Source organism: Streptomyces sp. NPDC028635 (genome assembly GCF_040637635.1).
Classification (GTDB): domain Bacteria; phylum Actinomycetota; class Actinomycetes; order Streptomycetales; family Streptomycetaceae; genus Streptomyces.
On sequence record NZ_JBEZWX010000027.1, the window covers coordinates 68243 to 93705 of the forward strand.

Consider the following 25463-nt stretch of genomic DNA (forward strand, 5'->3'; position numbering starts at 1 on the left):
ACGCGGCCCGTCCACCCCACGTCACCGTGCGGGCGGACGGGCCGTCGTGCGTCCGGCCGCGTCCGCCTCAGCCGCAGCAGTCCGTCTCCAGACCCGTCGGCAGCAGCTCACCGCCGAAGACCGCGCACGTCGCGTCGTGGCCCCCGAGCGCCGCGACGGCGAGGAGCAGCGACCCGGCCGTCCACGTCGTCAGCTCGCGCGGCCAGATCGCCTCGTCGTCGAAGACGTATCCCGTCCAGTACAGGCCGGTGGCGGGGTCGCGCAGGTGCTGGATGGCCTGGAGGATCTCCAGGGCCCGGTCGGACTCCCCCATCGCCCACAGCGCCAGGGCGAGTTCGGCGGACTCGCCGCCGGTCACCCACGGGTTGGGGACCACGCAGCGCACCCCGAGGCCGGGCACGACGAAGTCGTCCCAGCGGTCCTCGATACGCGACTTGGCCTCCGCGCCGGTCAGCGCGCCGCCCAGCACCGGGTAGTACCAGTCCATGGAGTAGCGGTCCTTGTCCAGGAACCGCTCCGGGTGCCGGCGTATCGCGTGCCGCACCGCGCCCGCCGCCAACTCCCAGTCCGGCTGCGCCTCTTCGCGCTGCTCGGCGATCGCGAGCGCGCAGCGCAGCGCGTGGTGGATGGAGCAGGAACCGGTGAGCAGCGCGTCCGCGGTCGCCGTGCCGTCGTCCTCGCGGCGCCAGCCGATCTGCCCGCCGCTCTGCTGGAGGCGCAGCACGAACTCGACGGCCGCGTACACGGTCGGCCACATGCGGTCCAGGAACGTGTCGTCGCCCGTGGACAGATAGTGGTGCCACACCCCGACGGCCACATAGGCGACGAAGTTGGTCTCGCGGCCGGTGTCGGTGACGTGGTCGTGGGCGCCGTCGGCGTAGGCGGCGTACCAGGAGCCGTCGTCGTTCTGGTGGCGGGCGAGCCAGTCGTAGGCCCGTTCCGCGGCGGTGTGCTCGCCTGCCGCGTCGAGGGCCATGGCGGCCTCGGTGTGGTCCCACGGGTCGAGGTGGTGGCCCCGGAACCAGGGGATCGCCCCGTCCTCCCGCTGCACGGCGAGGATGCCGCGCACGGTGGCGGCGGCCTGCTCGGCGGTGAGGACCCCGGGCAGGACGAGGTGTTCTGTCCGGGGAGTGGTCACGTGGCGTCCGCCTCTGCGGACACGGCCGGCAGGTGCGGCTTGGTCGCGTAGACGACGAAGCTCTTGCCGATCAGCGGGTTCAGCGCCTGCTCGGCGACCCGCGTGGCCAGCGGCTTCTTCATGATGTCCCAGACCAGCAGCTTGTGGTAGGCGCGCACCGGCAGCGCCTTGTCGTTGTCCACGCCGAACGCGCACTTCAGCCACCAGTACGGCGAGTGCAGCGCGTGCGCGTGGTGGGTGCCGTAGGGCTTCAGGCCGGCCTCGCGGACCTTCGCGAGCAGTTCGTCGGCCTTGTAGATGCGGATGTGGCCGCCCTCGACCTCGTGGTAGGCGTCGGACAGCGTCCAGCAGACCTTCTCGGGGCCGTAGCGCGGCACGGTGATGGCGATGCGCCCGCCGGGCCTGAGCACCCGGACCATCTCGGCGAGTACGCCCTTGTCGTCGGGGATGTGCTCCATCACCTCGGAGATGATGACGACGTCGAAGGAGTCGTCCGGGAAGGGCAGGGCGAGGGCGTCGCCCTCCATGGCGGTGGCACTCGCGCCCTCGGGGGCCTCGCCGGCCTCCTTCATCGCCGCGAACCACTTGGCGACCTCGCGGATCTCCTCGCCGTTCTGGTCGAGGGCCACGACCTGGGCGCCGCGCCGGTAGCACTCGAAGGCGTGCCGGCCGGCTCCGCAGCCGAGGTCCAGGACTCGGTCGCCCGGGGCGAGCGGGAACCGGGAGAAGTCGACGGTCAGCACGTGGCCCTGCTTTCGGAGTGGCTTTCGGAGGAGATGGCTGCTGGTGCGGTCGCGGTACGGCCCGGCCGGTGGCCCACGGCGGCGTCGATCGCCTCGCGGTAGCGGGCCACGGTCCCCTCGGCGGCCCGCGCCCAGGTGAAGTGGCGCAGGACGCGTTCGCGGCCAGCCCGTCCCAGGCGGGTGCGAAGCTCCGGGTTGCCCAGCAGCCGGCCCAGCGCGGCGGCCAGCGCCCCGGCGTCGCCGGGCGGCACGGCCAGGCAGGTCTCGCCGTCCCGGCCGGCGACCTCGGGGATCGCGCCGCCGGTGGTGGCGACCAGCGGGGTGCCGGTGGCCATGGCCTCGGCGGCGGGCAGCGAGAAGCCCTCGTACAGCGACGGCACGCACGCCACCTCGGCCGAGCGGACCAGGTCGACGAGTTCGGCGTCGGAGATGCCCTTGACGAAGCCGACGGCGCCTTCGAGGCCGTAGCGCTCGACGGCCTGCGCGACCGGGCCCTCGGTGGGCCGCTTGCCGACGACGACGAGGTGGGCGTCGACGTGCTCGGTGCGGACCTTGGCCAGCGCCTCGACGAGGAAGACCAGGCCCTTGAGCGGGACGTCGGCGCTGGAGGTGGTGACGATCCGGCCGGGCACCTTGGCCACGGACGGATCCGGCGAGAACAGCCCGGTGTCGGCGCCGATGTGGACGACGTGGACACGGTCCTGCCGTACGCCGAGGTGGTCGACGATCTCCTGGCGGGAGGTGCCGGAGACGGTGAGCACGGAGGGCAGGCGGCGCGCGACGCGCTTCTGCATGCGGGTGAACGCGTACCAGCGGCGCACCGAGCAGCGGCGCTGCCAGGTCTCGGCGGCGTCCAGCTCCAACTGCCGGTCGACGGTGATGGGGTGGTGGATCGTCGTCACGAGCGGTGCGCCGAGGTCGCCCAGCAGGCCGTAGCCGAGGGTCTGGTTGTCGTGGACGACGTCGAACTCGCCGCGCCGGGACCGCAGATGGCGGCGGGCGCGCAGGGAGAACGTCAGCGGCTCTGGGAAGCCGCCGGTCCACATGGTGCCGACCTCGAGGGCGTCGATCCAGTCCCGGTACTCGTCCCGCTTCGGGGTGCGGAAGGGGTCGGGCTGGCGGTAGAGGTCGAGGCTGGGCAGCTCGGTGAGGCGCAGTCCGTCGAAGCCCTCGTCCAGGACGGGATAGGGCTGCGCGCCGATGACCTCGACGCGGTGGCCGAGGCGGGCCAGCTCCCGCGACAGGTGCCGGACGTAGACGCCCTGGCCGCCGCAGAACGGGTTCCCTTTGTAGGTGAGGAGCGCGATGTCGAGCGGTCGCCCGCCGTCCGCGGCGAGGTCTTCACGGGACCCCGTCCGACTGGCCTCAGCGGTCACTCCGGGCCCCTCTCTGCCTGCTCCGTCCCGCGAGATTACGCCGGGACGCTAATCTAGAACAAGTTTCAGACTTGATCGTTCAGGAGGCTCTGAATCTACCGGCAGGTAGCGGCGCTGTGAGCAGTGGATCAGGTGATTCACACCACGGGTGCACGGCTGCCATGCTGACCGAACGCACGCCCTCACCGACTGTCACGGACGGGACCCATGCCTGCGCACGTCAGTTCCCCGAGCCCCTCCCCGCTCACCGAGCGGCAGGAGGAGCGGCGTCGCCGCATCCTGCGTGCGAGCGCGCAGTTGGCCGGCCGGGGCGGCTTCGACGCGGTGCAGATGCGGGAGGTCGCGGAGGCCTCGCAGGTGGCGCTGGGCACGCTGTACCGCTACTTCCCCTCCAAGATCCATCTGCTGGTCGCCACCATGCAGGACCAGCTGGACCACATGCACGGCACGCTCCGCAAAAGGCCCCCGGCGGGCGAGACGGCGGCGGAACGCGTGGCGGAGACCCTGATGCGCGCCTTCCGCGGCCTGCAGCGCGAGCCGCACCTGGCGGACGCGATGGTCCGCGCCCTGACGTTCGCCGACCGCAGCGTCTCCGCCGAGGTCGACCAGGTCTCCCGCCGGACGACGGCGATCATCCTGGACGCGATGGGCACCGCCGACCCGACCCCCGCCCAGCTCTCCGCGGTCCGCGTCATCGAACACACCTGGCACGCGGCCCTGATCACCTGGCTCTCGGGCCGCGCCTCCATCGCCCAGGTCACCCTCGACATCGAGACGGTGTGCCGGCTCATCGACCTGCCCGAGGACGAGCGCGACCGGTGACGCTCGCCGCCCCGGCCGGCGGAGCGAGGGCACCTCGGGGGCCCTTTCCCACGGCCCGGTAAAGTGGCCGCGTCGTCATCACACCCGTACAGGGGGAAGCCGGTGCACATCCGGCACCGACCCTTCCCCGCGTGCTCGGCTGCGCTCGAGCAGGGGAGAGCCCTGTCCGTGAGCTGCCCAGAGGGTGGCGAGCCGGACCGCCCTGTGCGGACGTGAACGGCTCACGCACCGTCGAGGTCCACGGGGCCGAGCCGCCCGGGGTCCTCCCGTGCCGCCCGGCTCCCGGCACAGGGAGAGGCACCCGCCGATCATGAACATTCGTCGCAGCGCAGCGGCCGTGGCCGCCGTAGCCGTGCTCGGCGGCGCCGCGCCCGCCATGGCCGCGTCGCCCGCCCCGTCCCCGTCGCAGGCGCTGCCCTCCGGGCTGTTCGGCAGCGGCGACCCGACGTACGACGGTGTGTGGCGGCAGTCGCTCGCGCTGCTGGCGCAGCACACCACCGGGGTGAAGCCCGCCGCCAAGGCCGTGGACTGGCTGACCGGACAGCAGTGCGCGAGCGGCGCGTTCGCCCCGTTCCGCGCCGAGCCGGCCAAGCCGTGCGACGAGAGGACGATGGTCGACACCAACCAGACCGCGGCCGCCGTGCAGGCCCTCACCGCGCTCGGCGGTCACGACACGGCCGTCACCAAGGCGCTGGCGTGGCTGAAGTCCGTGCAGAACAAGGACGGCGGCTGGGGCTATGTCGCGGGCGGGGCCAGCGACACCAACTCCACCTCCGTCGTCGTCGGCGCGCTCGCCGCGGCCGGGGAGAAGCCGCAGAGCGTCACCAAGGACGGCAAGTCGCCCGCGGACGCCCTGCTGAAGCTCTCCCTGCCCTGCGCCGAGGGCGGCGCCTTCGCCTTCCAGCCCGACAAGTCCGGCAAGCTCGCCGCCAACGCGGACGCGACCGCCGCCGGTGTCGTCGGCCTGCTGGGCAAGGGTCTGGTGACCGGCGCGGGCGCGGCGTCCGAAGCGGTCTGCAAGGACGGCCGCACCCCTGCGCAGGCCGCCGCCAACGGGGCCGCCTACCTGGCGAGGACGATGGCGAAGGACGCTCACCTGACCTCCGCCATGCCCGGCGCCACCCCGCAGCCCGACTACGGCAACACCGCCGACGCCGTCGTCGCGCTCGCCGCGCAGGGCGGTGCCGCGCAGGCCGCGAAGCCGCTGGCGTGGCTGGAGAAGAACAGCGCCGCCTGGGCGAAGCAGAGCGGGCCCGCCGCCTACGCGCAGCTGATCTTCGCCGCGCACGCCGCGGGCGCCGACCCGCGCCACTTCGGCGGCCAGGACCTCGTCGCCGGGCTGAACGCGACGGGTCCCGCCCCGCAGACCGCCGAGCAGCAGAACGACAAGAAGGACGAGAAGAAGGACGACGGCTCGCCCTTCGGCGTGTGGTGGTTCGTCGGCGTCTGCCTGGTCGCCGGCATCGGCGCCGGCTTCCTCATCAGCGGCCGCAAGGGCCGCACCAAGTGATCCGCCGCGTCGCCCTGCTGTGCCTGGCCCTGCTGCTGCCGCTGGTGGCGGCGGGCCAGGCGCGGGCCGCCGGCTACCGGTACTGGTCGTTCTGGGACCGCGACGGCTCCGCCTGGACGTACGCCACGCAGGGGCCGTCGACGGCCCGGCCGTCCGACGGTGCCGTGCAGGGTTTCCGGTTCGCGGTGAGCGAGGACTCCGGCGACGCCGACCAGCCGCGCGGCGCGGCCGACTTCGGCGCGATCTGCGCGCACACCCCGCGGCAGGACGGCACGAAGCGGGTGGCGCTGGTCATCGACTTCGGCACGCCCGCCGACGCCCCCGCCGGCGAGAAGCCGCCGGGTGCTGCCCGCACGGCCTGCGCCCGGGTGCCCGAGGACGCGACGACCGCCGAGGCCCTGGCCACGGTCGCGAAGCCGCTGCGCTACGACACCAACGCCCTGCTGTGCGCGATCGCCGGGTATCCGCGGCGCGGTTGCGGGGAGCAGGTCTCGGACAAGGCCACCGGCGCCCCGTCGGCGGCCCCGGCCACGCGCAACGACGGCGGCGGCCCGTCGGTGGGCCTGATCGCGGGCGGCGCGGCCGTCGTCGCCCTGGGCGCGGCGGCGGTGTGGCAGGCGCGGCGGCGGCGTGCCTAGGCACGGTGGCCCCGCCACCGTGCACCCCGGCGCCTGGTGGCTGTGGGCCCTCGGCCTCGGCACCGCCGCCACCCGCACCACCAATCCCCTGCTGCTCGCGCTGCTCGTCGCGGTCTCCGCGTACGTCGTGACGACGTGCCGCCCGCGCGCGCCCTGGGCCCGCTCCTACGCCGCGTTCCTGAAGCTGGCCCTGGCCGTCCTCGTCGTACGCCTCTGCTTCGCGGTCGTCCTCGGCTCCCCGATCCCCGGGACGCATGTCGTCCTCACCCTGCCCGAAGTGCCGCTGCCGCACTGGGCGCAGGGCATCCGGCTCGGTGGCCGGGTCACCGCCGAGGGCGTGCTGTTCGCCCTGTACGACGGGCTGCGGCTGGCCGCGCTGCTGGTCTGCGTCGGCGCCGCCAACGCGCTCGCCAACCCGCAGCGGCTGCTGAAGTCGCTGCCGGGCGCGCTGTACGAGACGGGTGTCGCCGTCGTCGTCGCGCTGACCTTCGCCCCGCATCTGATCGCCGACGCGCAGCGCCTGCGGGCCGCCCGCCGGCTGCGGGGCCGCCCGGACCGCGGGCTGCGCGGGCTGCTCCAGGTGGCGCTGCCGGTGCTGGAGGGCGCGCTGGAGCGGTCGGTGGCGCTGGCCGCCGCGATGGACGCCCGCGGCTACGGCCGCAGCGCCGACGTTCCCGCGCCGGTGCGCCGTACGACGGCCGCGCTCACCCTCGGCGGGCTGCTCGGGGTGTGCGCCGGCACCTACGGGCTGCTCACCGCCGACGGTGACCGCTACGGGCTGCCGGTGCTGCTGGTCGGGCTCGCCGCCGCGCTGGCCGGCCTGTGGCTCGGCGGCCGCCGCACCCCGCGCACCCGCTACCGCCCCGACCCGTGGGACGCCCGCGCCCTGTCGGTCGCCGCGAGCGGTGTCGCCGTGGCGGCGGCCCTGGTCCTCGCCGGCTCCCCCGACCTGAACCCCGGGGTGGTCCCGCTCACCGCGCCCGCGCTGCCGCTGTGGCCGGCGGCGGCCGTACTGCTGGGCCTGCTGCCGGCGTTCACGGCACCCGCGCCGAGGGAACCGTCCCCTGCGCCGAAGAAGGAGCCGGAGGAATCGTCGTGATCCGCTTCGAGAACGTCTCCGTGACCTACGACGGTGCGGGCGGACCCACCGTCCGGGGCGTCGACCTCGAGGTGCCCGAAGGGGAGCTCGTGCTGCTCGTCGGCCCCTCCGGCGTCGGCAAGTCGACGCTCCTGGGCGCGGTCAGCGGGCTCGTCCCGCACTTCACGGGCGGCACCCTGCGCGGCCGCGTCACGGTCGCCGGCCGCGACACCCGCACCCACAAACCGCGCGAACTGGCCGACGTCGTCGGCACGGTGGGCCAGGATCCGCTCGCCCACTTCGTCACCGACACCGTCGAGGAGGAACTCGCCTACGGCATGGAGTCCCTCGGTCTGACCCCGCAGGTCATGCGGCGCCGCGTGGAGGAGACGCTGGACCTGCTCGGCCTCGCCGATCTGCGCGACCGCCCGATCGCCACGCTCTCCGGGGGCCAGCGCCAGCGCGTCGCGATCGGCTCGGTCCTCACCCCGCACCCCCGGGTCCTCGTCCTCGACGAGCCGACCTCCGCACTCGACCCGGCCGCCGCCGAGGAGGTCCTCGCCGTCGTCCAGCGCCTGGTCCACGACCTCGGGACGACGGTCCTCATGGCGGAACACCGCCTCGAACGCGTCGTCCAGTACGCCGACCGCGTCGCCCTGCTGCCGGGCCCCGGCGAGGCACCCGTCGTCGGCACCCCCGCCGACGTCATGGCCGAGTCACCGGTGTTCCCGCCCGTCGTGGACCTGGGCCGGCTCGCGGGCTGGTCCCCGCTGCCGCTGACGGTCCGCGACGCCCGGCGCCGGGCTGGCGGCCTGCGGGACCGGCTGACCGAACGGGACACCGCCCCGGCGACGGAAGCCCCCGCGAACCCGGCCGCACCGGCCTTTCCGCCGCCGGCCTCACGGCGGCCGGCGCCGTCCCGGCTCGCCCGGCTGCTGGGCCGGCGGCCCTCCGGCTCCGCCGCGCCGCAGGCGTACGCCGCCGAGGTGCGGGCGCTCGCCGTGCGCCGGGGTCATGTGCAGGCGCTGCGCCGCGTCGACCTGACCGTCTCCCCCGGCGAGACGATCGCCCTGATGGGACGCAACGGCGCCGGGAAGTCGACGCTGCTCGGCGCCCTCGTCGGGCTGGTCCGGCCCACCTCCGGCACCGTGCTGACCGGCGGCGCGGCCCCCTACGGCGCGCCGCCGCGCGAGCTGGTGCGCCGGGTCGGCCTGGTCCCGCAGGAACCGCGCGACCTGCTGTACGCGGACACGGTCGCCGCCGAGTGCGCGGCCGCCGACGAGGACGCCGGCGCCGAGCCTGGCGCCTGCCGGGCCCTGGTCCGTGCGCTGCTGCCGGGCGTGACGGACGGCACGCATCCCCGGGACCTGTCCGAGGGCCAGCGGCTCGCGCTCGCCCTGGCCGTCGTGCTCACCGCGCGGCCGCCCCTGGTGCTGCTGGACGAGCCGACCCGCGGCCTGGACTACGCCGCGAAGTCCCGCCTGGTGACGATCCTGCGCGAGCTGACGGCCGCCGGGCACGCGGTGGTGCTGGCCACGCACGACGTGGAGCTGGCCGCGGAGCTGGCCCACCGGGTGGTCCTGCTCGCCGAGGGCGAGGTGATCGCCGACGGGCCCACGGCGGACGTCGTGGTGTCCTCGCCGTCCTTCGCCCCGCAGGTCACGAAGATCCTCGCGCCGCAGCAGTGGCTGACGGTGGCGCAGGTGCGGAAGGCCCTCGCATGAGCCGCTCCCCCGGCGCCGCCCGCCGCACGCGTATACGTCCCGCCCGGACGCACGCCGTCCGCCTCGGCCCCCGTTCCGTCGCCGCTCTCGTGCTGGTCGGCGCGGTCGGGGTGGCCGCGCTGCTGTGGCCGTTCCTCGCCCCGCCCGGTTCCCAGGTGCTCGCGCACGCCCAGGACGCCCCGTGGCTGTTCGCGGGGCTGCTGGTGCTGCTGGTCGCGGTGGCCGCGGCGACGATCTCGGAGTCCGGACTCGGCCCGAAGGCGGTCGCGATGCTCGGGGTGCTGGCGGCGACCGGCGCGGCGCTGCGGCCCGTGGGCGCGGGCACGGCCGGCATCGAGCCGATGTTCTTCCTGATGGTGCTCAGCGGCCGGGTCCTCGGTCCCGGGTTCGGTTTCGTGCTGGGCGCGGTGACGATGTTCGCCTCCGCGCTGCTGACGGGCGGGGTCGGTCCGTGGCTGCCGTTCCAGATGCTGTCGATGGGCTGGTTCACGATGGGCGCGGGCCTGCTGCCCGGCCCCGACCGGCTGCGCGGTCGCGCCGAGCTCGTCGTGCTCGCCGGGTACGGCTTCCTGGCGGCCTTCGCCTACGGCACGGTCATGAACCTCGCGGGCTGGCCCTTCATGGGCGGCAACGCCTCGAACATCGCCTTCGACCCGCACGCCGGTCCCGGCGCCAACCTGGCCCGCTTCGTCGCGTACTGCCTCGCCACCTCGCTGGGCTGGGACCTGGGCCGGGCGCTCGTCACGCTCGTCCTCACGCTGACCCTCGGCCCGGCGATCCTCAGGGCGCTGCGCCGGGCCACCCGGCGGGCGGCGTTCGAGACGCCGGTCACGTTCGGTCCGGCCGGGGAGTGAGGGGCCGTCGCCGACCGTGAACGGGCGGGGGGCCCGCCGGTGAAGCACCCCACATGACCCAGGTCACCTACGAGGCCGGGCCGTAGATCCATCCGCCTGTCATGCGCGCGTCCTTATGGGGCCTGACCTGGGCTTTGAGAGCCAGGTCACACACCGGGGCGTTCTTCTCGATGCGACCACAACTAGTAAAAGGGGTCATTGCGGACGCCTGCCGGGGCTGCTTCTCTGGATGACGTCGCACGGCGCCGACGTGCCCCCAGGGCCGCGGCGCCTCCGCATGCCACGGCCGCACCCAGGCGGCCCCACGCATCACGTGCTCACGGTGTGCCGGCGACGCCAGTGTCCCCGACGAAAGGCTTCCCGTGACCGCCGTTTCCCTCTTCCGTCGCGTCTCCACCCCCAAGAAGGCCCTCGCCGGTGCCGCCCTGGCGGCTGCCGCCTGCGGTTCCCTGATCGCCGCCGCGCCCGCCCAGGCCGCGACGACGCAGGCCTCCTCGGCCCAGGCGGTCGCGCAGAAGATGATCGGCAGCTCGGCGCAGTACCAGTGCTTCTCGAACATCGTCGAGCGCGAGAGCGGCTGGAACCCGAACGCCACCAACTCCTCCAGCGGCGCCTACGGCCTGGTGCAGGCCCTGCCCGGCTCCAAGATGGCCTCGGCCGGCTCCGACTGGAAGACCAACCCCGCGACCCAGATCAAGTGGGGCATGAACTACATGAACGAGCGCTACGGCAGCCCGTGTGGTGCCTGGAACTTCTGGCAGGCCCACAACTGGTACTGATGGCGCCGGTACGGACCCGCTTTCCGTACCCCGGCAGACGCGAAGGCGGCGGCCCCCGATCCCCTGGGCCGCCGCCTTCGCCGTGTCCGCGCGCGCTGACCCGCAGGAGTGAAGACGCCCCGTCCCTGTGAACGCCGCCCCGTCCTGGCGCATCGTGGGAAGTGTGGCCCACGCCGACACCACCCACCCCGGCCGCGCGGCACCCGCCCCGCCGTCGGCGGGCCGCGCGCCGCGCCCGTTCGGCGGCCCGCACCGCGTGCCGCTGCTCGCCACCCTGCCGGTGCTGCCGCTGTACGCCGTGTGGTGGGTGTTCCTCGCGACGGGCGGCGGTGATCTGGCCGCGCAGGACGCCTGGGCGCAGTTCGCGGCACGGTACGGCGGATCGGCGTACGACCTGTCCTGGTACGGCGGGATGCACCCCGCCGGCTACAGCCTGATCTCGCCGTATCTGATGGCCGCGCTCGGCGTGCGCACGGTCACCGTGCTGTCCGGCCTCGCGGCCTCCTGGCTGGCGGGCGTGCTGATCGCCCGGACCGGCACCCGGCATCCGCTCGGGCCCGCCCTCCTGGCGTCCCTCGCGCTGTGGTGCGACGTCGCCTCCGGGCGCTCCACGTTCGCGCTCGGGGTCGCCTTCGGGCTCGCGGCCTGTGTCCTGCTGACCGGGGAGCGGCGGTGGGTCCCGGCCGCCGGATACGCGCTGCTCGCGACGACGGCCTCACCGGTGGCCGGGCTGCTGCTGGCGGTGGTCGGCGCCGGGCATGCCCGCGTACGGGACTGGCGGCGGGCGGCGGCGCTGCTGGTGCCGCCCGCCGTGGTCGTCGCGGCGACCGCCGCGCTGTTCCCGTTCACGGGACAGCAGCCGATGCCCCTCGCGCGGATCTGGCCGCCCCTCGCGCTGGGCCTGATCCTGGCCGCGTTCGCACCCCGGCCCTGGCGCGTGGCCCGGATCAGCGGCGCGGTGTACGCGGCCGGGACCGTGCTGGTGTATCTGATCCCCTCGCCGATCGGCACGAACATCGAGCGGTTCGCGGAGCTGTTCGCGCCCGCCGCTCTCCTCGCGGCGCTGCTCACCGCACCGCGGGCGCGCCGGCTCGGCCGCGGTGCCCTGATCGTGGCCCTGGTGTTCTCCGTCGGCTGGGTCGCCAAGAAGACCGCCGACGATCTGCGGGTGTCCACGACCGTGCCCGCGTGGGCGGCCGACACCGGGCCCGTGGTGCGCGCACTGCGCGACCTCGGCGCCGAGCGCGCCCGCGTCGAGGCGGTCCCGGCCCGCGACCACCGCGAGGCCGTCGAACTGGCCCGGCACCTCAATCTGGCCCGCGGCTGGAACCGGCAGCTGGACATGGTCCGGGCCCGCCTCTTCTACGACGGCACCTTCTCCGCGTCCGCCTACCGGGCCTGGCTGGACCGCTGGGCGGTCGGCTACGTCGTACTGCCGCCGGCCCCGCCCGACGGATACGCCCGGCAGGAGGCGGACCTCGTGCGCGACCGCCGGCCGGCCTGGCTGGAGCCGGTGTGGCGGGACGCGCACTGGCGGGTCTTCCGGGTGCGCGACGCCGTCCCGCTGGTCTCCGCGCCCGGCAGCGTGGTGCGGGCCACCGGCGCCGACCTGGTGCTGCGGGTGTCCCGGCCGGGAGCGGTGACCGTGCGGGTGGTCTGGTCGCCGTGGCTGCGCTCCGACGGGGGCTGCCTGAGCCGGGACGGCGAGTTCACCCGGCTGACCGTGTCCGGACCGGGCCGGTACCAGATCAGCTCGGAGTACGGTCCCGCTCCGGCTCCGTCGGCCGGCTGCCGACCCGCACGGCCCGGCTCGTGACGCCAGTGGCGCGCGGGCCCTGGATCAGGCGGATCAGGCCGAAGCCGGCACCGACCACGGCCGCGCCGCCGACCGCGTCCAGCACCCAGTGGTTGCCGGTCGCGACGATCGCGCACAGGGTGAGCAGCGGGTGCAGCAGACCGAGCGCCTTCATCCACCCGCGCGGCGCGAGGACCAGCACCACCAGACCGCACCACAGCGCCCAGCCGAAGTGCAGCGAGGGCATGGCCGCGTACTGGTTGGTCAGCTCGGTGAGCGTGCCGTAGTCCGGCCTGGCGAAGTCCTGCGGGCCGTTGACGGTGTCGACGATGCCGAGACCCGGCATCAGGCGCGGCGGCGCGAGCGGGTAGAGCCAGAAGCCGGCGAGCGCGAGCAGGGTGGCGAAACCGAGCGCGGAGCGGGCCCAGCGGTACTCCGGCGGCCGGCGCAGGTACAGGACGCCGAGGATCGCCAGCGGGACGCCGAAGTGGAACGACTCGTAGTAGAAGCTGAAGAACTCCGCGGGCCGGCCGGCCGCGACGACCGTGTGGTTGACCCAGTGCTCGATGTCGATGTGCAGCACCGCCTCGAGGCCGTGGATCTGGTGGCCGTGCCGCTCGGCCCGGGCCCGCCCGCCGCTGGTGGTGCCGCCGGTCGCGGCGAGCCGGACCTGGGCGTACCCCCAGTAGGTCAGGCGGATCAGCAACAGCTCGAACAGCAGGCTCGGACGGCTGAGGACACGGCGCACGGCGGGCAGCCGGGGGAGCCGCCGGAAGCGGGCGGGCGCGGACGCGGCGTACCGGGTGGGCACCGGGCTGTCGAAGTACACCGAGGAGCGGAGCAGGAAGGGCACGGCGGTGGCCGCGGCGAGGGCGGCGAGCAGGACGAGGTTCTCCAGCAGCGGCTGGAACAGCGGTTTGTCCGGCAGCAGCGTCCGGGCCGGCAGGGTCATCACCAGCACGACCGCGACCGGCCACACATACCGGTCGGCGGCCCGCCGGCCGACCCGTCCGGCGGCGGTGAGCAGCACCCACAGCAGCTGGTGCTGCCAGGCGGTGGGCGATACGGCGATGGCGGCGCAGCCGGTGACGGCGACCGCGAGGAGGAGCTGGCCGTCGCGGGCGTAGCGCACCGCGCGGCGTACGCCGAGGACGGCGACGACCGTGCCCAGGGCGAGGAAGAGGGCGATCTCCGCCGGCCCGGTGAGGCCGAGGCGGAGCAGCGCGCCGTGCAGGGACTGGTTGCCGAGCGCGTCGGCGCGCCCCCCGAGGCCCGCGCCGGCCAGGTGGTGCACCCAGTAGGTGGCGGAGTCGCGCGGCATCGCGGCCCAGGCCAGCCCCGTGCACACGGCGAAGGCGACGCCCGCCGACCGGGCGGCCCCGCGGCGGCCGGTGCACCACAGCAGCGGAGCGAACAGCAGCAGCGTCGGCTGCAGCGCGGCGGCCACGCCGATCAGGACGCCGCTCGTCCACCGGCCGCGGGCGACGAAGCAGCCGAGCAGGACCAGCAGCACCGGCAGGATGCCGGTCTGGCCGAGCCACAGGGCGTTGCGCACCGGCAGCGACAGCATGAGCAGGCTGATCGCGACCGGCGCGGCCGGCAGCGAGGTCCGGACGCCGACCGGGTGGGGCAGGGTGCGGGTGGCGGCCGGTCCGTGGGGCACGGCACGGGCGGCGGCCGGGTGGGGCAGGGCACGGGCGGCGGCCGGGTGGGGCACGGCGCGGGCGGCGACGACGCCGAGAGCGGCGACCAGCAGCAGGGTGGAGAGGGTCCAGCCCCAGCCGAGGGCCTGCTCGGCGGCCCCGGTGAGCGGCTTGAGGACGAGCCCCCCGAAAGGAGTACCGGTGAAGCGGGTGGAGTCGTACAGGGAGCCGTTGACGTGCAGCACGCCGTGCGGGCCGGCCCAGGTCTCCAGATCGGTCAGCCGCTTTCCGCGCGGGCCGGTGAGGACGGCGGCGACCTCGCGGGCGGCGAGGACGGCCGCGACCAGCCACAGACCCAGCCTGAGGGCGCGCACGCGCGCCCGGGCCGCGCGGCCGGCCGTCGCACCGACGGCTGCCGCGGGTCGCCCGCTGTGCTCGGCATTCCCCACGCCTGGCCGGCCCTCCACCCCGCTCGTCCCGCTTGACCCATGAGTGACGGTTTTGTTCCGGTAGACGATAGACCGCCTGGCTGGTGATGATCTGCGCACGGCGCGAGAAGGATCACACCGGAGTGGCGGATGACCGCGGCGCGATCGGGCAGATGCCCCTGCACAACCGACGTTTAGCTGCATCATGCAACGAGGTGCGTACGCCCCGTAACGGGACCAACGGCGCCTATGGTCGGTTTTCGGTCCGCCGTCACCGCCGCCGCGTGGACCCTGTCCCTGTCCCCGTCGAAAGGCAGGCGAGCGAAGTTTTGTCTTCGGCCGCGACCGTCGCTCATCCCGTCACGCCCGTCACCCTGAAGAAGACCCCGGACGTCACCGTCACCGACCCGGCGCTCGTCAAGCGCGCGGTCAAGGCGGCGGCGCTGGGCAACGCCATGGAGTGGTTCGACTTCGGTGTCTACAGCTACATCGCCGTCACCCTCGGCAAGGTCTTCTTCCCCTCGGGCAACCCCACCGCCCAGCTGCTGTCGACCTTCGGCGCCTTCGCCGCGGCCTTCCTGGTCCGGCCGCTCGGCGGCATGGTCTTCGGGCCGCTCGGTGACCGCGTCGGCCGCCAGAAGGTGCTCGCGGTCACGATGATCATGATGGCGGCGGGCACGTTCGCGATCGGACTGATCCCGTCGTACGCGTCGATCGGCGTCGGCGCGCCGCTGCTGCTGCTCGCCGCGCGGCTGGTACAGGGCTTCTCCACCGGCGGTGAGTACGCGGGCGCGTCCACCTTCATCGCCGAGTACGCCCCCGACAAGCGGCGCGGGTTCCTCGGCAGCTGGCTGGAGTTCGGCACGCTGGCCGGCTACATCGGCGGTGCGGGGCTGGTCACGCTGATGACGGCGCTGCTGTCCACCGACGACCTGACCTCGTGGGGCTGGCGGATCCCGTTCCTGATCGCGGGCCCGATGGGGATCATCGGCCTGTACCTGCGGATGAAGCTCGAGGAGACCCCGGCGTTCGCGGCGGAGGTCGAGAAGGCGGAGTCGGCGCGGCCGAAGGTGCCGCTGCGGGAGATGATCACCGGGCAGTGGAAGGCGCTGCTGCTGTGCATGGGCCTGGTGCTCGTCTTCAACGTCACGGACTACATGCTGCTGTCGTACATGCCGTCGTATCTGACCAGTGAGCTCAAGTACGACGAGACGCACGGGCTGCTCGTGGTGCTCGGTGTGATGGCCGTGATGATGATCGTCCAGCCGTTCGCGGGCGCGCTGACCGACCGGGTCGGCCGGCGTCCGGTGATCGCGGCGGGGTGCGCGGGCTTTCTGCTGCTGTCCGTGCCCGCGCTGCTGCTGATCCGGCAGGGCAGCCTGGTCGCTGTCGCGCTGGGCATGGGGGCGCTGGGGCTGCTGCTGGTGTGCTTCACCGCCGCGATGCCGTCGGCGCTGCCGGCGCTGTTCCCGACGCGGGTGCGGTACGGGTCGCTGTCCGTGGGCTTCAACGTCTCCGTGTCGCTGTTCGGGGGGACCACGCCGCTGGTGGTCACGGCGCTGATCGGGGCGACCGGGAACATGATGATGCCCGCGTACTACATGATGGCGGCGGCTGTCGTGGGCGGCGTGGCCGTCTGGTACATGGCGGAGTCGGCGGGACGGCCGCTGCCGGGGTCGGCCCCGGCGGTGTCCCGGGCGGCGTGACGCCGCCGGGCGTGACTTTGCCGGGGGCGTGACGCCGGCGGGCTACGTGGTCTCGTCGGGGGCGTGACGCCGGGGGGCGCGTGGCGTCGGCAGGCGCGTGACGCCGGCGGGCGTGTGGTGCCGGCGGGGGCGGGGCCGTGGCGTGGCGCGGTTGTTCGTCTGCGGGGTGCGGTGTAGCTGGTCGCGTTGTCGGCTGCGGGCCGGTGGGGGCTGGTCGCGCCGTTCCCCGCGCCCCTTATATGCCTGCGGCGGCCCGTTTCCGTCCGGTGGCCGGTTGCCGTCTCGCCTACGGCCGGTTCTTGGGTCGGGGCCGGGGCGGGGGGTGTCCGTCCTCGGTCCGGCCGCCCGTCCCCGACGAGCGCTCAGTGTCTCGGTGCCGGCCGCTGCGGGCGGACACCCCCCACCCCGTCCCCTCCCCGCCGTCGGCGCCTGCGGCCCGTCGCCCCTTCCGGGTCCGGTGCGGGGCGCGGGCCGGGCGGTCCGTCCAACGCGGACGGCGACCGTGGTCACCTAGGGGCGCGGGGAACTGCGCGACCAGCCACGACGCACCCGCACAGGCCAACGAACCCCCGCGGCCCCCACGCACCGCCCCTCCAGCCGGACGCTCCGTCAACGGCCGACGGTCCCCGCCAACCCCCTAGGGGCGCGGGGAACTGCGCGACCAGCCAACAACGCGGCCGCGGCCGCGCAACGTCGGGTGTCTCCCGGTCGGAACCGGGGGGTCCGGGTCGTCGTCCATACGTGGCGTGCGCACAACACCTCGTATCCTCACCCTCGTTCTCACGCTGCTCGGCATCCAGCTCGCCTGGCTCGCCGCGCCGGCGTACGCCTGTGGGTGCGGGGCGATGATCCCCGGCGGGCACACGCAGGTCCGAGTGGACCGCGAGGTCTCCGTCGTGCGGTGGGACGGCCGGCAGGAGCAGATCGTGATGAGTCTGACCGTCGCCGGCACCGCCGACCGCGCCGCCTGGATCATGCCCGTCCCGCACCGCGCCACCGTCCGCCTCGGGGACCGCCGTCTCTTCGAGCAGTTGCAGGAGCAGACCGCTCCCGAGCACCGCACCCGGTACTACTTCTGGCCCCGCTCCGGCGACTGGCCGTTCGCCTCGGGGGACGGCGCCTCCGCCGCGGCCCCGCCGGCGGCCGGCGCCGGCGTCGGCGTCGTCGGCCGGCAGCGGCTCGGCCCGTTCGACGTGGCCCGCCTCACCGCCGACGACCCGGCCGCGCTGAGCGACTGGCTGCACCGCAACGGCTTCGCCCTGCCTGCCCGCCTCGCGCAGGCCCTCCAGCCGTACGTCGACCGCCACTGGGAGTACGTGGCGATCCGGCTCGCCCCGCGGAGCGACGGCCGCACCGCCCTGTACGGCGCCCTCGACCCGCTGCACCTCACCTTCGCCGCCGACGCCCCCGTCTACCCGATGCGCCTGTCCCGCCTGGCCGCCAACCCCCAGTCGCTCGGCCTGTACCTGCTCGCCGCGCACCGCATGGAGCCGCGCACCACCATTGGCGGCGACCGTCCGAAGGTCACCTTCGCCGGACGCGTCAGGGACGCCCGGGGCCCCCTGGCCGGACTGAGCCGCGGCACGGACTACCTCACGGCGCTCGACCAGGAGTTTCCGGTGCCGTCCCGCATCGACGGGGACCACGAGCTGCGGCGCGCCGCGACCGACCGTGCCTACCGCGAGGTCGTCTACGACTACCGGCTGCGCGAGATCGCCGGCCTGCCCGCATGGCTCGCGGCCACCGGCGGGGTCCTGGTGGTGTCGGCGGCCGTCATCGCCGTGTGCACCGTACGCGCCACACGCCGCCGCACCTCCCGGGCACCCGTGCCCAACCTCTGAAATGCTGTGCCTGGGACGCGGGATTCGCATGGAAGGTGCAGACGCATGAGCGGGTCGCAGCTCTGGGACGACGTCGACGACTACTTCTCCACCCACCTCGCACTGGACGACGAGGCGCTGCTGGCCGCGCTGCGCGACAGCGAGGCCGCGCAGCTGCCGCGGATCAGCGTCACCCCGACCCAGGGCAAGTTCCTCCAGCTGCTCGCCCAGGTCCACGGCGCCCGCAACGTCCTGGAGATCGGCACCCTGGCCGGCTACAGCACGATCTGGCTGGCCCGGGCGCTGCCCGCCGACGGCCGGCTGATCTCGCTGGAGTACAGCCCCAAGCATGCCGAGATCGCCGCCCGCAACATCGCCCGGGCGGGCCTGGACAAAATCGTCGAGGTGCGCGTCGGGGCGGCCCTGGAGTCGCTGCCGCAGCTCGCCGACGAGAACCCGCCGCCCTTCGACCTGGTCTTCATCGACGCCGACAAGGCCAACAACGCCCACTACGTGGAGTGGGCGCTGCGCCTCACCAGCGCGGGCAGCCTGATCGTCGTCGACAACGTGGTCCGCGGCGGCCGCGTCGCCGACGCCGGCAGCGAGGACCCCGACGTCCGCGGCACGCGCGCCGCCATCGAGCTGATCGGCTCCCACCCCCGGCTCAGCGGCACCGCGATCCAGACCGTCGGCAGCAAGGGCTACGACGGTTTCGCCCTCGCCCGGGTCCTCTGAGACCGGGGGCGTGTGCGGGCCGGGGCTCAGACGTCGTGGTAGAAGCCGACGTTGACGCTGCGCGGGCCGGTGCGGTCCTGGATGACGATCTCGCCGGAGCCGCCCCGGGGAAGCGCGACCGTGCCGCCGTACACGAGGGGCTGGGCGTACTCGCCGACGATCATCCGCACCTCGGAGGACGGGTCCGGCTGGGAGCCGCGCAGCCAGGTCAGCTGCCAGCCGCCGTCGGCGCCGCAGAGGAACTCCAGGTGCACGCGGGAGACGAACAGCCAGTCCTCGGGCGTGACGAGCCGGCAGGTGGCGGCGTCGCGTCCGACCCTCAGCACGGCGCCCGGCTCGCTGGGCGCGTCGGCCATGGTCATCCCGGCCGTGACGCCCTCGTCTCCCCCGGAGACGGAGGCCATGGTGAGTTCGAGCACGTGCGCTCCCTTTGCGACGTCGCGATGCGGTGGCCTGGTTGGTCCACCGCCGCCGCATGATAGATCGGCCGGCCGGGCCGCGTCCGGCACAATGGGTACATGACCGAGCGAAAGCCACCCGGGGTGCCGTTCGAGTCCTGGGTCGACAAGCAGATCCGCGACGCGCAGGCCCGCGGTGACTTCGACCGGCTGACCGGCGCGGGTGAGCCCCTGCCGCCCGAGATCGAGTCGACGTACGACGAACTGTGGTGGGTCAAGCGCAAGTTGCACCGCGAGGGGCTGTCCGTGCTGCCGCCCGCGCTGGCGCTGCGCAAGGAGGCCGACGACGCGCTCGCGGCGGCCTACGCGGCGCCGTCGGAGCACCTGGTGCGGCGGATCATCACCGAGGTCAACGTCAAGATCCGCGACATGATGTTCAAACCGCCGCCCGGCCCACCGCTGGGCCGCAAGCCGTACGACGTCGAGGACGTCGTACGGCAGTGGCGTGAGCGGCGGACGGCCGCGGGCGGCGGTCCGGTGAACTGAGCTTCACAGGTGCAGCAGGCGCCGGGACAGCTCGCGGTAGTCGCGCAGGGCCAGCCGGAGTTGCTCGGTGTCCGTGCCGGTGGCGGGCTTGTCCTCGCCGGCCTCGCCGCCCTGCCAGGTCATCCGCAGGGTGCGGCGGCGCCGGGAGACGGCGTCGGTGACGTGCGCGGTGATCTCCTGCAGCAGGCGATCGGCCTCCTCCACCGCGTCCCTCGGCCCGTCGACGAACCCGGCCAGCGTGTGCGAGAGCCGCTCGTGGAACTCGTCGACCTCCTCGTGCGGCATGAGGGGGCCGCTGGAGCCGTCGGCCGCTGCCGCTGCGGCCGTGGCGCCGCCGGTTCCGGCCGGCGTACCGCTCGCGGCGGTCGCGGTGGTGCCGGCCGTCGCGGTCGCGGTGGTGCCGGCCGTCGCGGCCGGGCCGGCGCCGTGAGTGGTGCCGGTGGCTGTCTCGCCGCGTGCGTCCGGGTCGCGGGGCAGGGTCGGCGGTTCGGAAGCGGGGCCGGGGCCGGGGGCGGTCATGGACCTGTCGCCCAGGCCGGGCACGGTCTCTCCCTGTCCCGGGGGCGCCACGGTGTGGCCCTCGGCGTGCCCGGCGGGTGCCACCGGCGCGCGCTCCTCCGTCACCGGGGCGTGGCGCATGCCTTGACGGCTGTCGTCGGTCATGGCGGTCAACTCCCCTTGGCGTGGCCGCGGGTCAGCCCCCACGGCTGGTGGGTGGGCCGGGACGCGGCGACCTGTTCGCGTCCGTCCTTCGCGGCGCGGTCCGCGCGGTGCCGCCCGCTGTCGTGGGGCGCCGGGGCGATGAGTTCCGTGAACAGCTCGCGCGCCGCGACGAGTGCCTCGCGCAGTTCCTCCGTGCCGAACCCGTCGTTGTCCGCGGCCAGCGGCGCGTGCGCGACGCGGTGCATGTGACGGTAGCCCTGCACGCGGTGGGCGTGGTGCACGGAGAGCGCTTCGAGCTGCTCCTCGTACTGGCCGCCGTCGGGATAGCCGCGGGCGCCGGCCACCTCGGCCAGCAGCCGGTCCGCCTCGGCGACCGCTTCGTGCGGCGCGTCGACGAAGTGTTCCTGCAGTGCCGTCCAGCGGGCCTCGTACTCCTCGCGCCGGGCCGGCTCCAACGGCTGCTCGCGCAGCCTTCCGTGCTTCTCGACGCGCCGGGCGAGGTCCCGCTCGGCGGCCTTGACATCCCCGTCGTGCCGGGCGACGGCACGGTCGTACTCGGGTCCGAAGCGCCGCTTCAGACTCCGTCCGCCGCCCGCACCGCGGGCACGCAGGGTCAGGGCCGCCGCGACGAGGACGACGGCCGCCACGATGACGATCACAGCGATGAGCACGCCTGTGGACATGAATGCCTTCCGGGTGCCTTCCGATTCTGACCGGCCCGTCCGACCGGTTTCGTTCATCGGGTTGCCCGCGGTCCGCCCGGCAAACGGTCCGTGCACGGCCGCGTGCGGGGCGGGTCCGTTTATCGGGTTGCGGCCGGCCCGGGTCGCCTTCCCACAATGACGGCCATGACCTGGACCATCGCCCCCGAGCCGTACGACTCCCCCGACGCCCGCGCCCTGTGGCGGGCGTACTACACGGAGGTCAGCGACCGCTGGTACCTGCTGCACGAGGGGCGCCGCACCGATCCGGACGAGCTGGAACGGGAGATCGCCGCGGCCGACGGCTCCGATCTGGCGCCACCGCGCGGGCAGCTGCTGATCGCACGGTACGGCGGTGAGCCGGCCGGAAGCGCGGGCGTACGGCTGCTGGACGCGGCGACGGCGGAGCTGAAGCGGGTGTTCCTGCTGCCCGCCACGCGCGGCCGGGGCGGGGCCGCGGCGCTGGTGGCCGCCGCCGAGGACGCCGCCCGCGCGCTGGGCGCCACCGAACTGATCCTGGACACCCGCAGCGACCTGGTGGAGGCCCGCACCCTCTACAGCCGCCTCGGCTACAGGGAGACCGAACGCCACAACGACGAACCGTACGCCGAGCACTGGTTCAGGAAGAGCCTCGTCTGAGAGGGCCCGGGCCGAGCCCGGTGCGCGAGGCGCCGGGTCAGGGTCGGCCGGCCGGTCTTCCCGCCGCTGCCGCCGGACACCTCCGTGTTGGGGCCGTGGGTGTCAGCCGGAGGCCGCCGTCCGGCCCGGGGTGCGGGGCTGTTCGCGGGTGGAGCCGCAGAGTTCCTCGTTGAGGAGCTTGACCAGGTGGGTCAGATCCGTGGGGCGGTCCGGCCCCCACCAGTCGCCGAGCAGATGGGCCAGCGACTCCTCGCGTGCCTGCGCGAGCCGTGCGGCGACCTCGCTTCCCCGCTCCGTGAGCACCAGGTCGATGCCCTCGCGGCGGGCGAGCTGCCGCTCCTCGACCTGGCGGGCGGCCTCCAGGATCACCTTCAGCGGCACCGGGCCGCCCTCGGCCAGCACGGCCGGTTCCACCCGCCCGTACCGCTTGATCCGCAGCAGCAGCCAGCTCGCGGCCGGCAGCAGGTCGTACCCGGCCCGCTCGGTGATCTTCCGGTACACCTCGCGCCGCCCCTCCCGGGTGCCCAGCGCGGACAGCGCCCGGCACACCTCGTCGTAGGAGGAACGCTCGACGGGGTTGCTGGCGAGCGTCTCGGTGACGTCCGGCGCCGTGACGGAGCCCCGCAGCCGGTCCTCCTTCAGCAGCCACGCCAGGAGGAAGCCCAGGAAGGCGACCGGCGCGGCGTACAGGAAGACGTCCGTGATGGAGGACGCGTACGCGTGCAGCGCCGCAGGCCGCAGCGCGGGCGGCAGGGCGCCGATGCCGCGCGGGTCGGCCTTGAGCGCGTCCGGGGACGCCCCGCCCGGCAGCCGTACGCCCCGGAAGGCGTCGGCGAGTTTGTCGCTGAGGCGGCTCGCGAAGACCGTGCCGAAGATGGCGACGCCGAAGGAGGCGCCGATGGAGCGGAAGAAGGTGGCGCCGGAGGTGGCGACGCCCAGGTCCTCGTAGGAGACGGCGTTCTGCACGATCAGGACGAGGACCTGCATGACCAGGCCGAGCCCCAGGCCGAACACGAAGAAGTACACGCTCATCTCGGCCGTCGAGCTGTGCTCGTCGAGCCGGTGGAGGAGCAGCAGCCCGAGCGTCGTGACGCCGGTGCCGGCGATTGGGAACACCTTCCAGCGGCCGGTACGGCTGACGATCTGCCCGGAAACGGTCGACGACAGCAGCATGCCGAACACCATCGGCAGCATGTGCACCCCGGACAGGGTCGGGGTCACGCCCTGCACGACCTGGAGGAACGTCGGCAGATAGGTCATCGCCCCGAACATCGCGAAGCCGACGATGAAGCTGATCACCGCCGACAGGGTGAAGGTGCGGATGCGGAACAGCTTCAGCGGCAGGACGGGTTCGGCGGCCCGGCGCTCGACCGCGACGAACACACCGGCCAGCGCCACGCCGAGCACCGCCAGACCGATGATCTGCGGCGAGCCCCAGCCCCACGTCGTACCGCCGAGGGAGGCGACCAGGATCAGGCAGGTGGCGACGGACGCGATGAGGGCGGTGCCCAGGTAGTCGATGACGTGCCGGGTGGGGCGGCGCGGGATGTGCAGCGCGGTCGCGATCACGGCGAGGGCGACGACGCCGACGGGGAGGTTGACGTAGAACACCCAGCGCCAGCTGAGATGTTCGGTGAACAGGCCGCCCAGCAGCGGGCCGAGCACGCTCGTCGCGCCGAAGACCGCGCCGAACAGGCCCTGGTAGCGGCCGCGTTCGCGGGGCGAGACGACGTCGCCGACGATCGCCATCGACAGCACGATCAGACCGCCGCCGCCGAGGCCCTGCACGGCGCGGTAGGCGATCAGCTGCGGCATGTTCTGGGCCATTCCGCACAGCGCGGAGCCGATGAGGAAGATGACGATCGCCGCCTGGAACAGCTTCTTGCGTCCGTACTGGTCGCCGAGCTTGCCCCACAGCGGGGTCGCGGCGGTGGACGCGAGCAGGTAGGCGGTGACCACCCACGACAGGTGCTCCAGACCACCGAGGTCGCTGACGATGGTAGGCAGCGCGGTCGACACGATGGTCTGGTCGAGGGCCGCGAGCAGCATGCCGAGCAGCAGGGCGCCGATCGAGACGAGCACGTTGCCGGACACGTGCTCCTGCTGCGCACTTCCCGCCCTGGCGTGCGCGTCCACGGTCATGGAGACCTCCCCAGCGTTCGTGACACATCCATCCTGTTCGGTGTGACCGGTTATGGCCTGTTGAGTCCTGTTGGAGCCCACTATTCCGCGGGGAGCCGCCTTCGCCCGTGTGGAGGAACCGCATAATCTCTGGAGTTCCTATGGGGAGGGGCGAACACATGGACGAACACGGGGGTGGCGGGGCGGGGGCCGGGACGCCGGCGCATCGGTGTCCGCGGTGCGGGGAGCCCCGGGCGGCCGACGGCACCCCGTCGTGCGGCTGCACGCGGCAGGCGTCGGACGCCCTGCGCGCCACGCGCAGCGCCGCGGCGGCCGCGGCGGAGGACTTCGATCCGCTGCGGATCCGGCCGTATGTGGAGCTGGACGGGGCGGGGGCGGGCACGGGGACGGGGGCGGGCGCGGGGGGCGCGGGGGTGGAGGGGGGTTCTGCCGCGGAAGGGGGTTCCGCCGCGGAGAGGGGCTCTGCCGTGGAAGGGGGTTCCGCCGCGGAGGGGGTTTCTGTCGCGGCGAGTGGTTCTGCCGCGGAGGAGACCGTTCCGTTGCGGGCGGTTGTCGGGGATGACCCTACGAGTGTTCTGCCGGCGCCCCTCTCGCCGTCGGACTCGGCGCCCAGCGTGACGGACCTGCGGCTGTTCGACACGGCGGAACCGTGGCGCTCCGGTGACGGCGGCTCCCGTCGTGAGGAACACCGGGCTGCGGGGCCGGGCGGGCGTCGGCGTACCGCCGTGCTGCTGGCGGCGGCGGGGGCCGTGGTGGGCGTGGTCGCGGTGGCCGGAGCGGCCAGTGGGCTGCTGTCGTACGACACGCCGACCCGGGCCGGTGCCGCGCCCGAGGGCGTCCGTGCGGCGGTGCCGGACACGGTCACGGTCACGGCTACGGCCGGGCCGTCGTCTCCTCCGCCGTCACCCTCTCCGTCGGGGTCCTCGCCCACCCCGAGCGCGTCCCGGACGAGCGCGAGCCCGTCCTCGACGCCGTCGCCTTCCGCGTCCACGGGCAGGCCGAGCCCGACGTCGACACCGGTGTCCACTCCTACGGCGACGGTGTCCCCGGGACCCTCGGCGGGGGTGCCGTCCGCCCCCGGCGACGGCGACCGGGACGCCGACGCCGAGGTGCTGCGGCGTGGTGACCGGGGGCCGGCGGTCACGGAACTCCAGCTGCGCCTGCGCCAGCTGTATCTGTACAACGGCGAGGCCAACGGCAATTTCAGCGCCCAGGTCGAGGACGCGTTGCGCAACTACCAGTGGGCGAGAGGCGTCACGGATGACGGGCTGGGGGTGTACGGGGCGCAGACGCGGGCGATGCTGGAGTCGGAGACGGAGAGCCCGTGAGGTGAGGGGGCTGCGCGGTTTCGTGCGGCCGGCTGGTCGGGTGCGTTGTCGTCTGCGGGTGCGTGGTGGCTGGTCGCGCAGTTCCCCGCGCCCCTTTTGTGCCTGCGGCGGCCCGTCGCGGTGCGTGGTGGGCTGGTGTCGCGCCTGCGGTGCGTTGTGGGTCGGGGCCGGGGTGGGGGGTGTCCGTCCTCGGTCCGGCCGCCCGTCCCCGACGAGCGCTCAGTGTCTCGGTGCCGGCCGCTGCGGGCGGACACCCC

The 25463-nt window shown here is 74.2% G+C and carries 22 protein-coding genes; 14 read left to right on the forward strand and 8 right to left on the reverse strand.

Annotation, left to right across the window (positions count from 1 at the left end):
- Positions 1-67 precede the first annotated feature (67 nt).
- Genes AB0E88_RS25460 through AB0E88_RS25470 form a run of 3 tightly spaced genes read right to left on the reverse strand, consistent with a single transcriptional unit; the run spans position 68 to position 3257 of the window.
- The gene (locus AB0E88_RS25460; RefSeq protein ID WP_361634629.1) at positions 68-1138 is read right to left on the reverse strand and encodes a prenyltransferase; all 1071 of its coding nucleotides are present in this window, start codon (positions 1136-1138) and stop codon (positions 68-70) included.
- Positions 1135-1881: a class I SAM-dependent methyltransferase gene (locus AB0E88_RS25465; RefSeq protein ID WP_361634632.1), complete on the reverse strand. Its 747-nt coding sequence runs from the start codon at positions 1879-1881 to the stop codon at positions 1135-1137. The genes AB0E88_RS25460 and AB0E88_RS25465 overlap by 4 nt, the downstream gene beginning before the upstream one ends.
- Positions 1875-3257: a glycosyltransferase family 4 protein gene (locus tag AB0E88_RS25470; RefSeq protein ID WP_361634635.1), complete on the reverse strand. Its 1383-nt coding sequence runs from the start codon at positions 3255-3257 to the stop codon at positions 1875-1877. The genes AB0E88_RS25465 and AB0E88_RS25470 overlap by 7 nt, the downstream gene beginning before the upstream one ends.
- A gap of 207 nt (positions 3258-3464) precedes the next feature.
- On the opposite strand from AB0E88_RS25470, the gene AB0E88_RS25475 reads away from it, so the two are divergent.
- The 8 genes from AB0E88_RS25475 to AB0E88_RS25510 all read left to right on the forward strand — a co-directional run bounded on the left by AB0E88_RS25475 (position 3465) and on the right by AB0E88_RS25510 (position 12478).
- Positions 3465-4079, forward strand: a complete 615-nt coding sequence (locus AB0E88_RS25475; protein WP_361634638.1) for a TetR family transcriptional regulator — start codon at positions 3465-3467, stop codon at positions 4077-4079.
- A gap of 310 nt (positions 4080-4389) precedes the next feature.
- Complete coding sequence (locus tag AB0E88_RS25480; RefSeq protein ID WP_361634641.1) at positions 4390-5589, forward strand: prenyltransferase/squalene oxidase repeat-containing protein; 1200 nt, start codon at positions 4390-4392, stop codon at positions 5587-5589.
- Complete coding sequence (locus AB0E88_RS25485) at positions 5586-6227, forward strand: SCO2322 family protein (protein WP_361634644.1); 642 nt, start codon at positions 5586-5588, stop codon at positions 6225-6227. The genes AB0E88_RS25480 and AB0E88_RS25485 overlap by 4 nt, the downstream gene beginning before the upstream one ends.
- Positions 6220-7326 carry an energy-coupling factor transporter transmembrane component T gene (locus AB0E88_RS25490; RefSeq protein WP_361634647.1) on the forward strand — a complete coding sequence of 369 codons (1107 nt, stop codon included), beginning with the start codon at positions 6220-6222 and terminating at the stop codon, positions 7324-7326. Before AB0E88_RS25485 ends, AB0E88_RS25490 begins: the two co-directional genes overlap by 8 nt.
- Entirely contained in the window at positions 7323-9029 is a 1707-nt protein-coding gene (locus AB0E88_RS25495) for an ATP-binding cassette domain-containing protein (protein WP_361634650.1), read from the forward strand. The genes AB0E88_RS25490 and AB0E88_RS25495 overlap by 4 nt, the downstream gene beginning before the upstream one ends.
- A complete protein-coding gene (locus tag AB0E88_RS25500; RefSeq protein ID WP_361634652.1) occupies positions 9026-9883 on the forward strand; it encodes an ECF transporter S component in 858 nt (285 codons plus the stop codon). Before AB0E88_RS25495 ends, AB0E88_RS25500 begins: the two co-directional genes overlap by 4 nt.
- A gap of 362 nt (positions 9884-10245) precedes the next feature.
- Complete coding sequence (locus AB0E88_RS25505) at positions 10246-10662, forward strand: transglycosylase SLT domain-containing protein (RefSeq protein ID WP_361634655.1); 417 nt, start codon at positions 10246-10248, stop codon at positions 10660-10662.
- A gap of 163 nt (positions 10663-10825) precedes the next feature.
- The gene (locus AB0E88_RS25510; RefSeq protein ID WP_361634658.1) at positions 10826-12478 is read left to right on the forward strand and encodes a hypothetical protein; all 1653 of its coding nucleotides are present in this window, start codon (positions 10826-10828) and stop codon (positions 12476-12478) included.
- Here the strand turns inward: AB0E88_RS25510 and AB0E88_RS25515 are convergent.
- Positions 12411-14549, reverse strand: coding sequence for a bifunctional glycosyltransferase 87/phosphatase PAP2 family protein (locus AB0E88_RS25515; RefSeq protein WP_361634661.1), 2139 nt, complete (start codon positions 14547-14549; stop codon positions 12411-12413). The genes AB0E88_RS25510 and AB0E88_RS25515 overlap by 68 nt on opposite strands.
- A 308-nt stretch (positions 14550-14857) precedes the next feature.
- Here AB0E88_RS25515 and proP point away from each other — a divergent pair, with 308 nt between their 5' ends.
- The 3 genes from proP (at position 14858) to AB0E88_RS25530 (ending at position 18789) form a co-directional block, all read left to right on the forward strand.
- Positions 14858-16234, forward strand: a complete 1377-nt coding sequence (gene proP, locus AB0E88_RS25520; RefSeq protein WP_361634664.1) for a glycine betaine/L-proline transporter ProP — start codon at positions 14858-14860, stop codon at positions 16232-16234.
- Between the two features lie 746 nt (positions 16235-16980).
- Entirely contained in the window at positions 16981-18075 is a 1095-nt protein-coding gene (locus tag AB0E88_RS25525) for a DUF2330 domain-containing protein (protein WP_361634666.1), read from the forward strand.
- Between the two features lie 45 nt (positions 18076-18120).
- Positions 18121-18789 (forward strand): O-methyltransferase, encoded by a 669-nt coding sequence (locus AB0E88_RS25530; protein WP_361634669.1) that lies wholly within the window; start codon positions 18121-18123, stop codon positions 18787-18789.
- 26 nt (positions 18790-18815) lie between these two features.
- On the opposite strand, the gene AB0E88_RS25535 is transcribed toward AB0E88_RS25530, so the two are convergent.
- A complete protein-coding gene (locus tag AB0E88_RS25535; RefSeq protein ID WP_361634672.1) occupies positions 18816-19208 on the reverse strand; it encodes a hypothetical protein in 393 nt (130 codons plus the stop codon).
- A gap of 99 nt (positions 19209-19307) precedes the next feature.
- On the opposite strand from AB0E88_RS25535, the gene AB0E88_RS25540 reads away from it, so the two are divergent.
- Positions 19308-19733, forward strand: coding sequence for a DUF1992 domain-containing protein (locus AB0E88_RS25540; protein ID WP_361634675.1), 426 nt, complete (start codon positions 19308-19310; stop codon positions 19731-19733).
- Between the two features lie 3 nt (positions 19734-19736).
- On the opposite strand, the gene AB0E88_RS25545 is transcribed toward AB0E88_RS25540, so the two are convergent.
- Together AB0E88_RS25545 and AB0E88_RS25550 are read right to left on the reverse strand one after the other, a co-directional pair.
- A complete protein-coding gene (locus tag AB0E88_RS25545; RefSeq protein WP_361634678.1) occupies positions 19737-20396 on the reverse strand; it encodes a hypothetical protein in 660 nt (219 codons plus the stop codon).
- Positions 20397-20401: 5 nt separating this feature from the next.
- Positions 20402-21079, reverse strand: a complete 678-nt coding sequence (locus AB0E88_RS25550) for a hypothetical protein (RefSeq protein ID WP_361634681.1) — start codon at positions 21077-21079, stop codon at positions 20402-20404.
- Positions 21080-21244: 165 nt separating this feature from the next.
- Between AB0E88_RS25550 and AB0E88_RS25555 the strand changes: the two genes are divergently transcribed.
- Complete coding sequence (locus AB0E88_RS25555) at positions 21245-21736, forward strand: GNAT family N-acetyltransferase (RefSeq protein ID WP_361634684.1); 492 nt, start codon at positions 21245-21247, stop codon at positions 21734-21736.
- 102 nt (positions 21737-21838) lie between these two features.
- On the opposite strand, the gene AB0E88_RS25560 is transcribed toward AB0E88_RS25555, so the two are convergent.
- Positions 21839-23878 carry an MDR family MFS transporter gene (locus AB0E88_RS25560; protein ID WP_361634687.1) on the reverse strand — a complete coding sequence of 680 codons (2040 nt, stop codon included), beginning with the start codon at positions 23876-23878 and terminating at the stop codon, positions 21839-21841.
- Between the two features lie 1064 nt (positions 23879-24942).
- Here AB0E88_RS25560 and AB0E88_RS25565 point away from each other — a divergent pair.
- A complete protein-coding gene (locus AB0E88_RS25565; RefSeq protein ID WP_361634690.1) occupies positions 24943-25206 on the forward strand; it encodes a peptidoglycan-binding protein in 264 nt (87 codons plus the stop codon).
- Positions 25207-25463: the final 257 nt, after the last annotated feature.

What these genes read in the sequence shown, in the direction of transcription:
- AB0E88_RS25560 (WP_361634687.1), bottom strand. Translation starts at nt 23,878, where the DNA reads ATGACCGTGGACGCGCACGCCAGGGCGGGAAGTGCGCAGCAGGAGCAC.
- AB0E88_RS25475 (WP_361634638.1), top strand. Translation starts at nt 3,465, where the DNA reads ATGCCTGCGCACGTCAGTTCCCCGAGCCCCTCCCCGCTCACCGAGCGG.
- AB0E88_RS25550 (WP_361634681.1), bottom strand. Translation starts at nt 21,079, where the DNA reads ATGTCCACAGGCGTGCTCATCGCTGTGATCGTCATCGTGGCGGCCGTC.
- AB0E88_RS25540 (WP_361634675.1), top strand. Translation starts at nt 19,308, where the DNA reads ATGACCGAGCGAAAGCCACCCGGGGTGCCGTTCGAGTCCTGGGTCGAC.
- AB0E88_RS25555 (WP_361634684.1), top strand. Translation starts at nt 21,245, where the DNA reads ATGACCTGGACCATCGCCCCCGAGCCGTACGACTCCCCCGACGCCCGC.
- AB0E88_RS25480 (WP_361634641.1), top strand. Translation starts at nt 4,390, where the DNA reads ATGAACATTCGTCGCAGCGCAGCGGCCGTGGCCGCCGTAGCCGTGCTC.
- AB0E88_RS25500 (WP_361634652.1), top strand. Translation starts at nt 9,026, where the DNA reads ATGAGCCGCTCCCCCGGCGCCGCCCGCCGCACGCGTATACGTCCCGCC.
- AB0E88_RS25545 (WP_361634678.1), bottom strand. Translation starts at nt 20,396, where the DNA reads ATGACCGACGACAGCCGTCAAGGCATGCGCCACGCCCCGGTGACGGAG.
- AB0E88_RS25530 (WP_361634669.1), top strand. Translation starts at nt 18,121, where the DNA reads ATGAGCGGGTCGCAGCTCTGGGACGACGTCGACGACTACTTCTCCACC.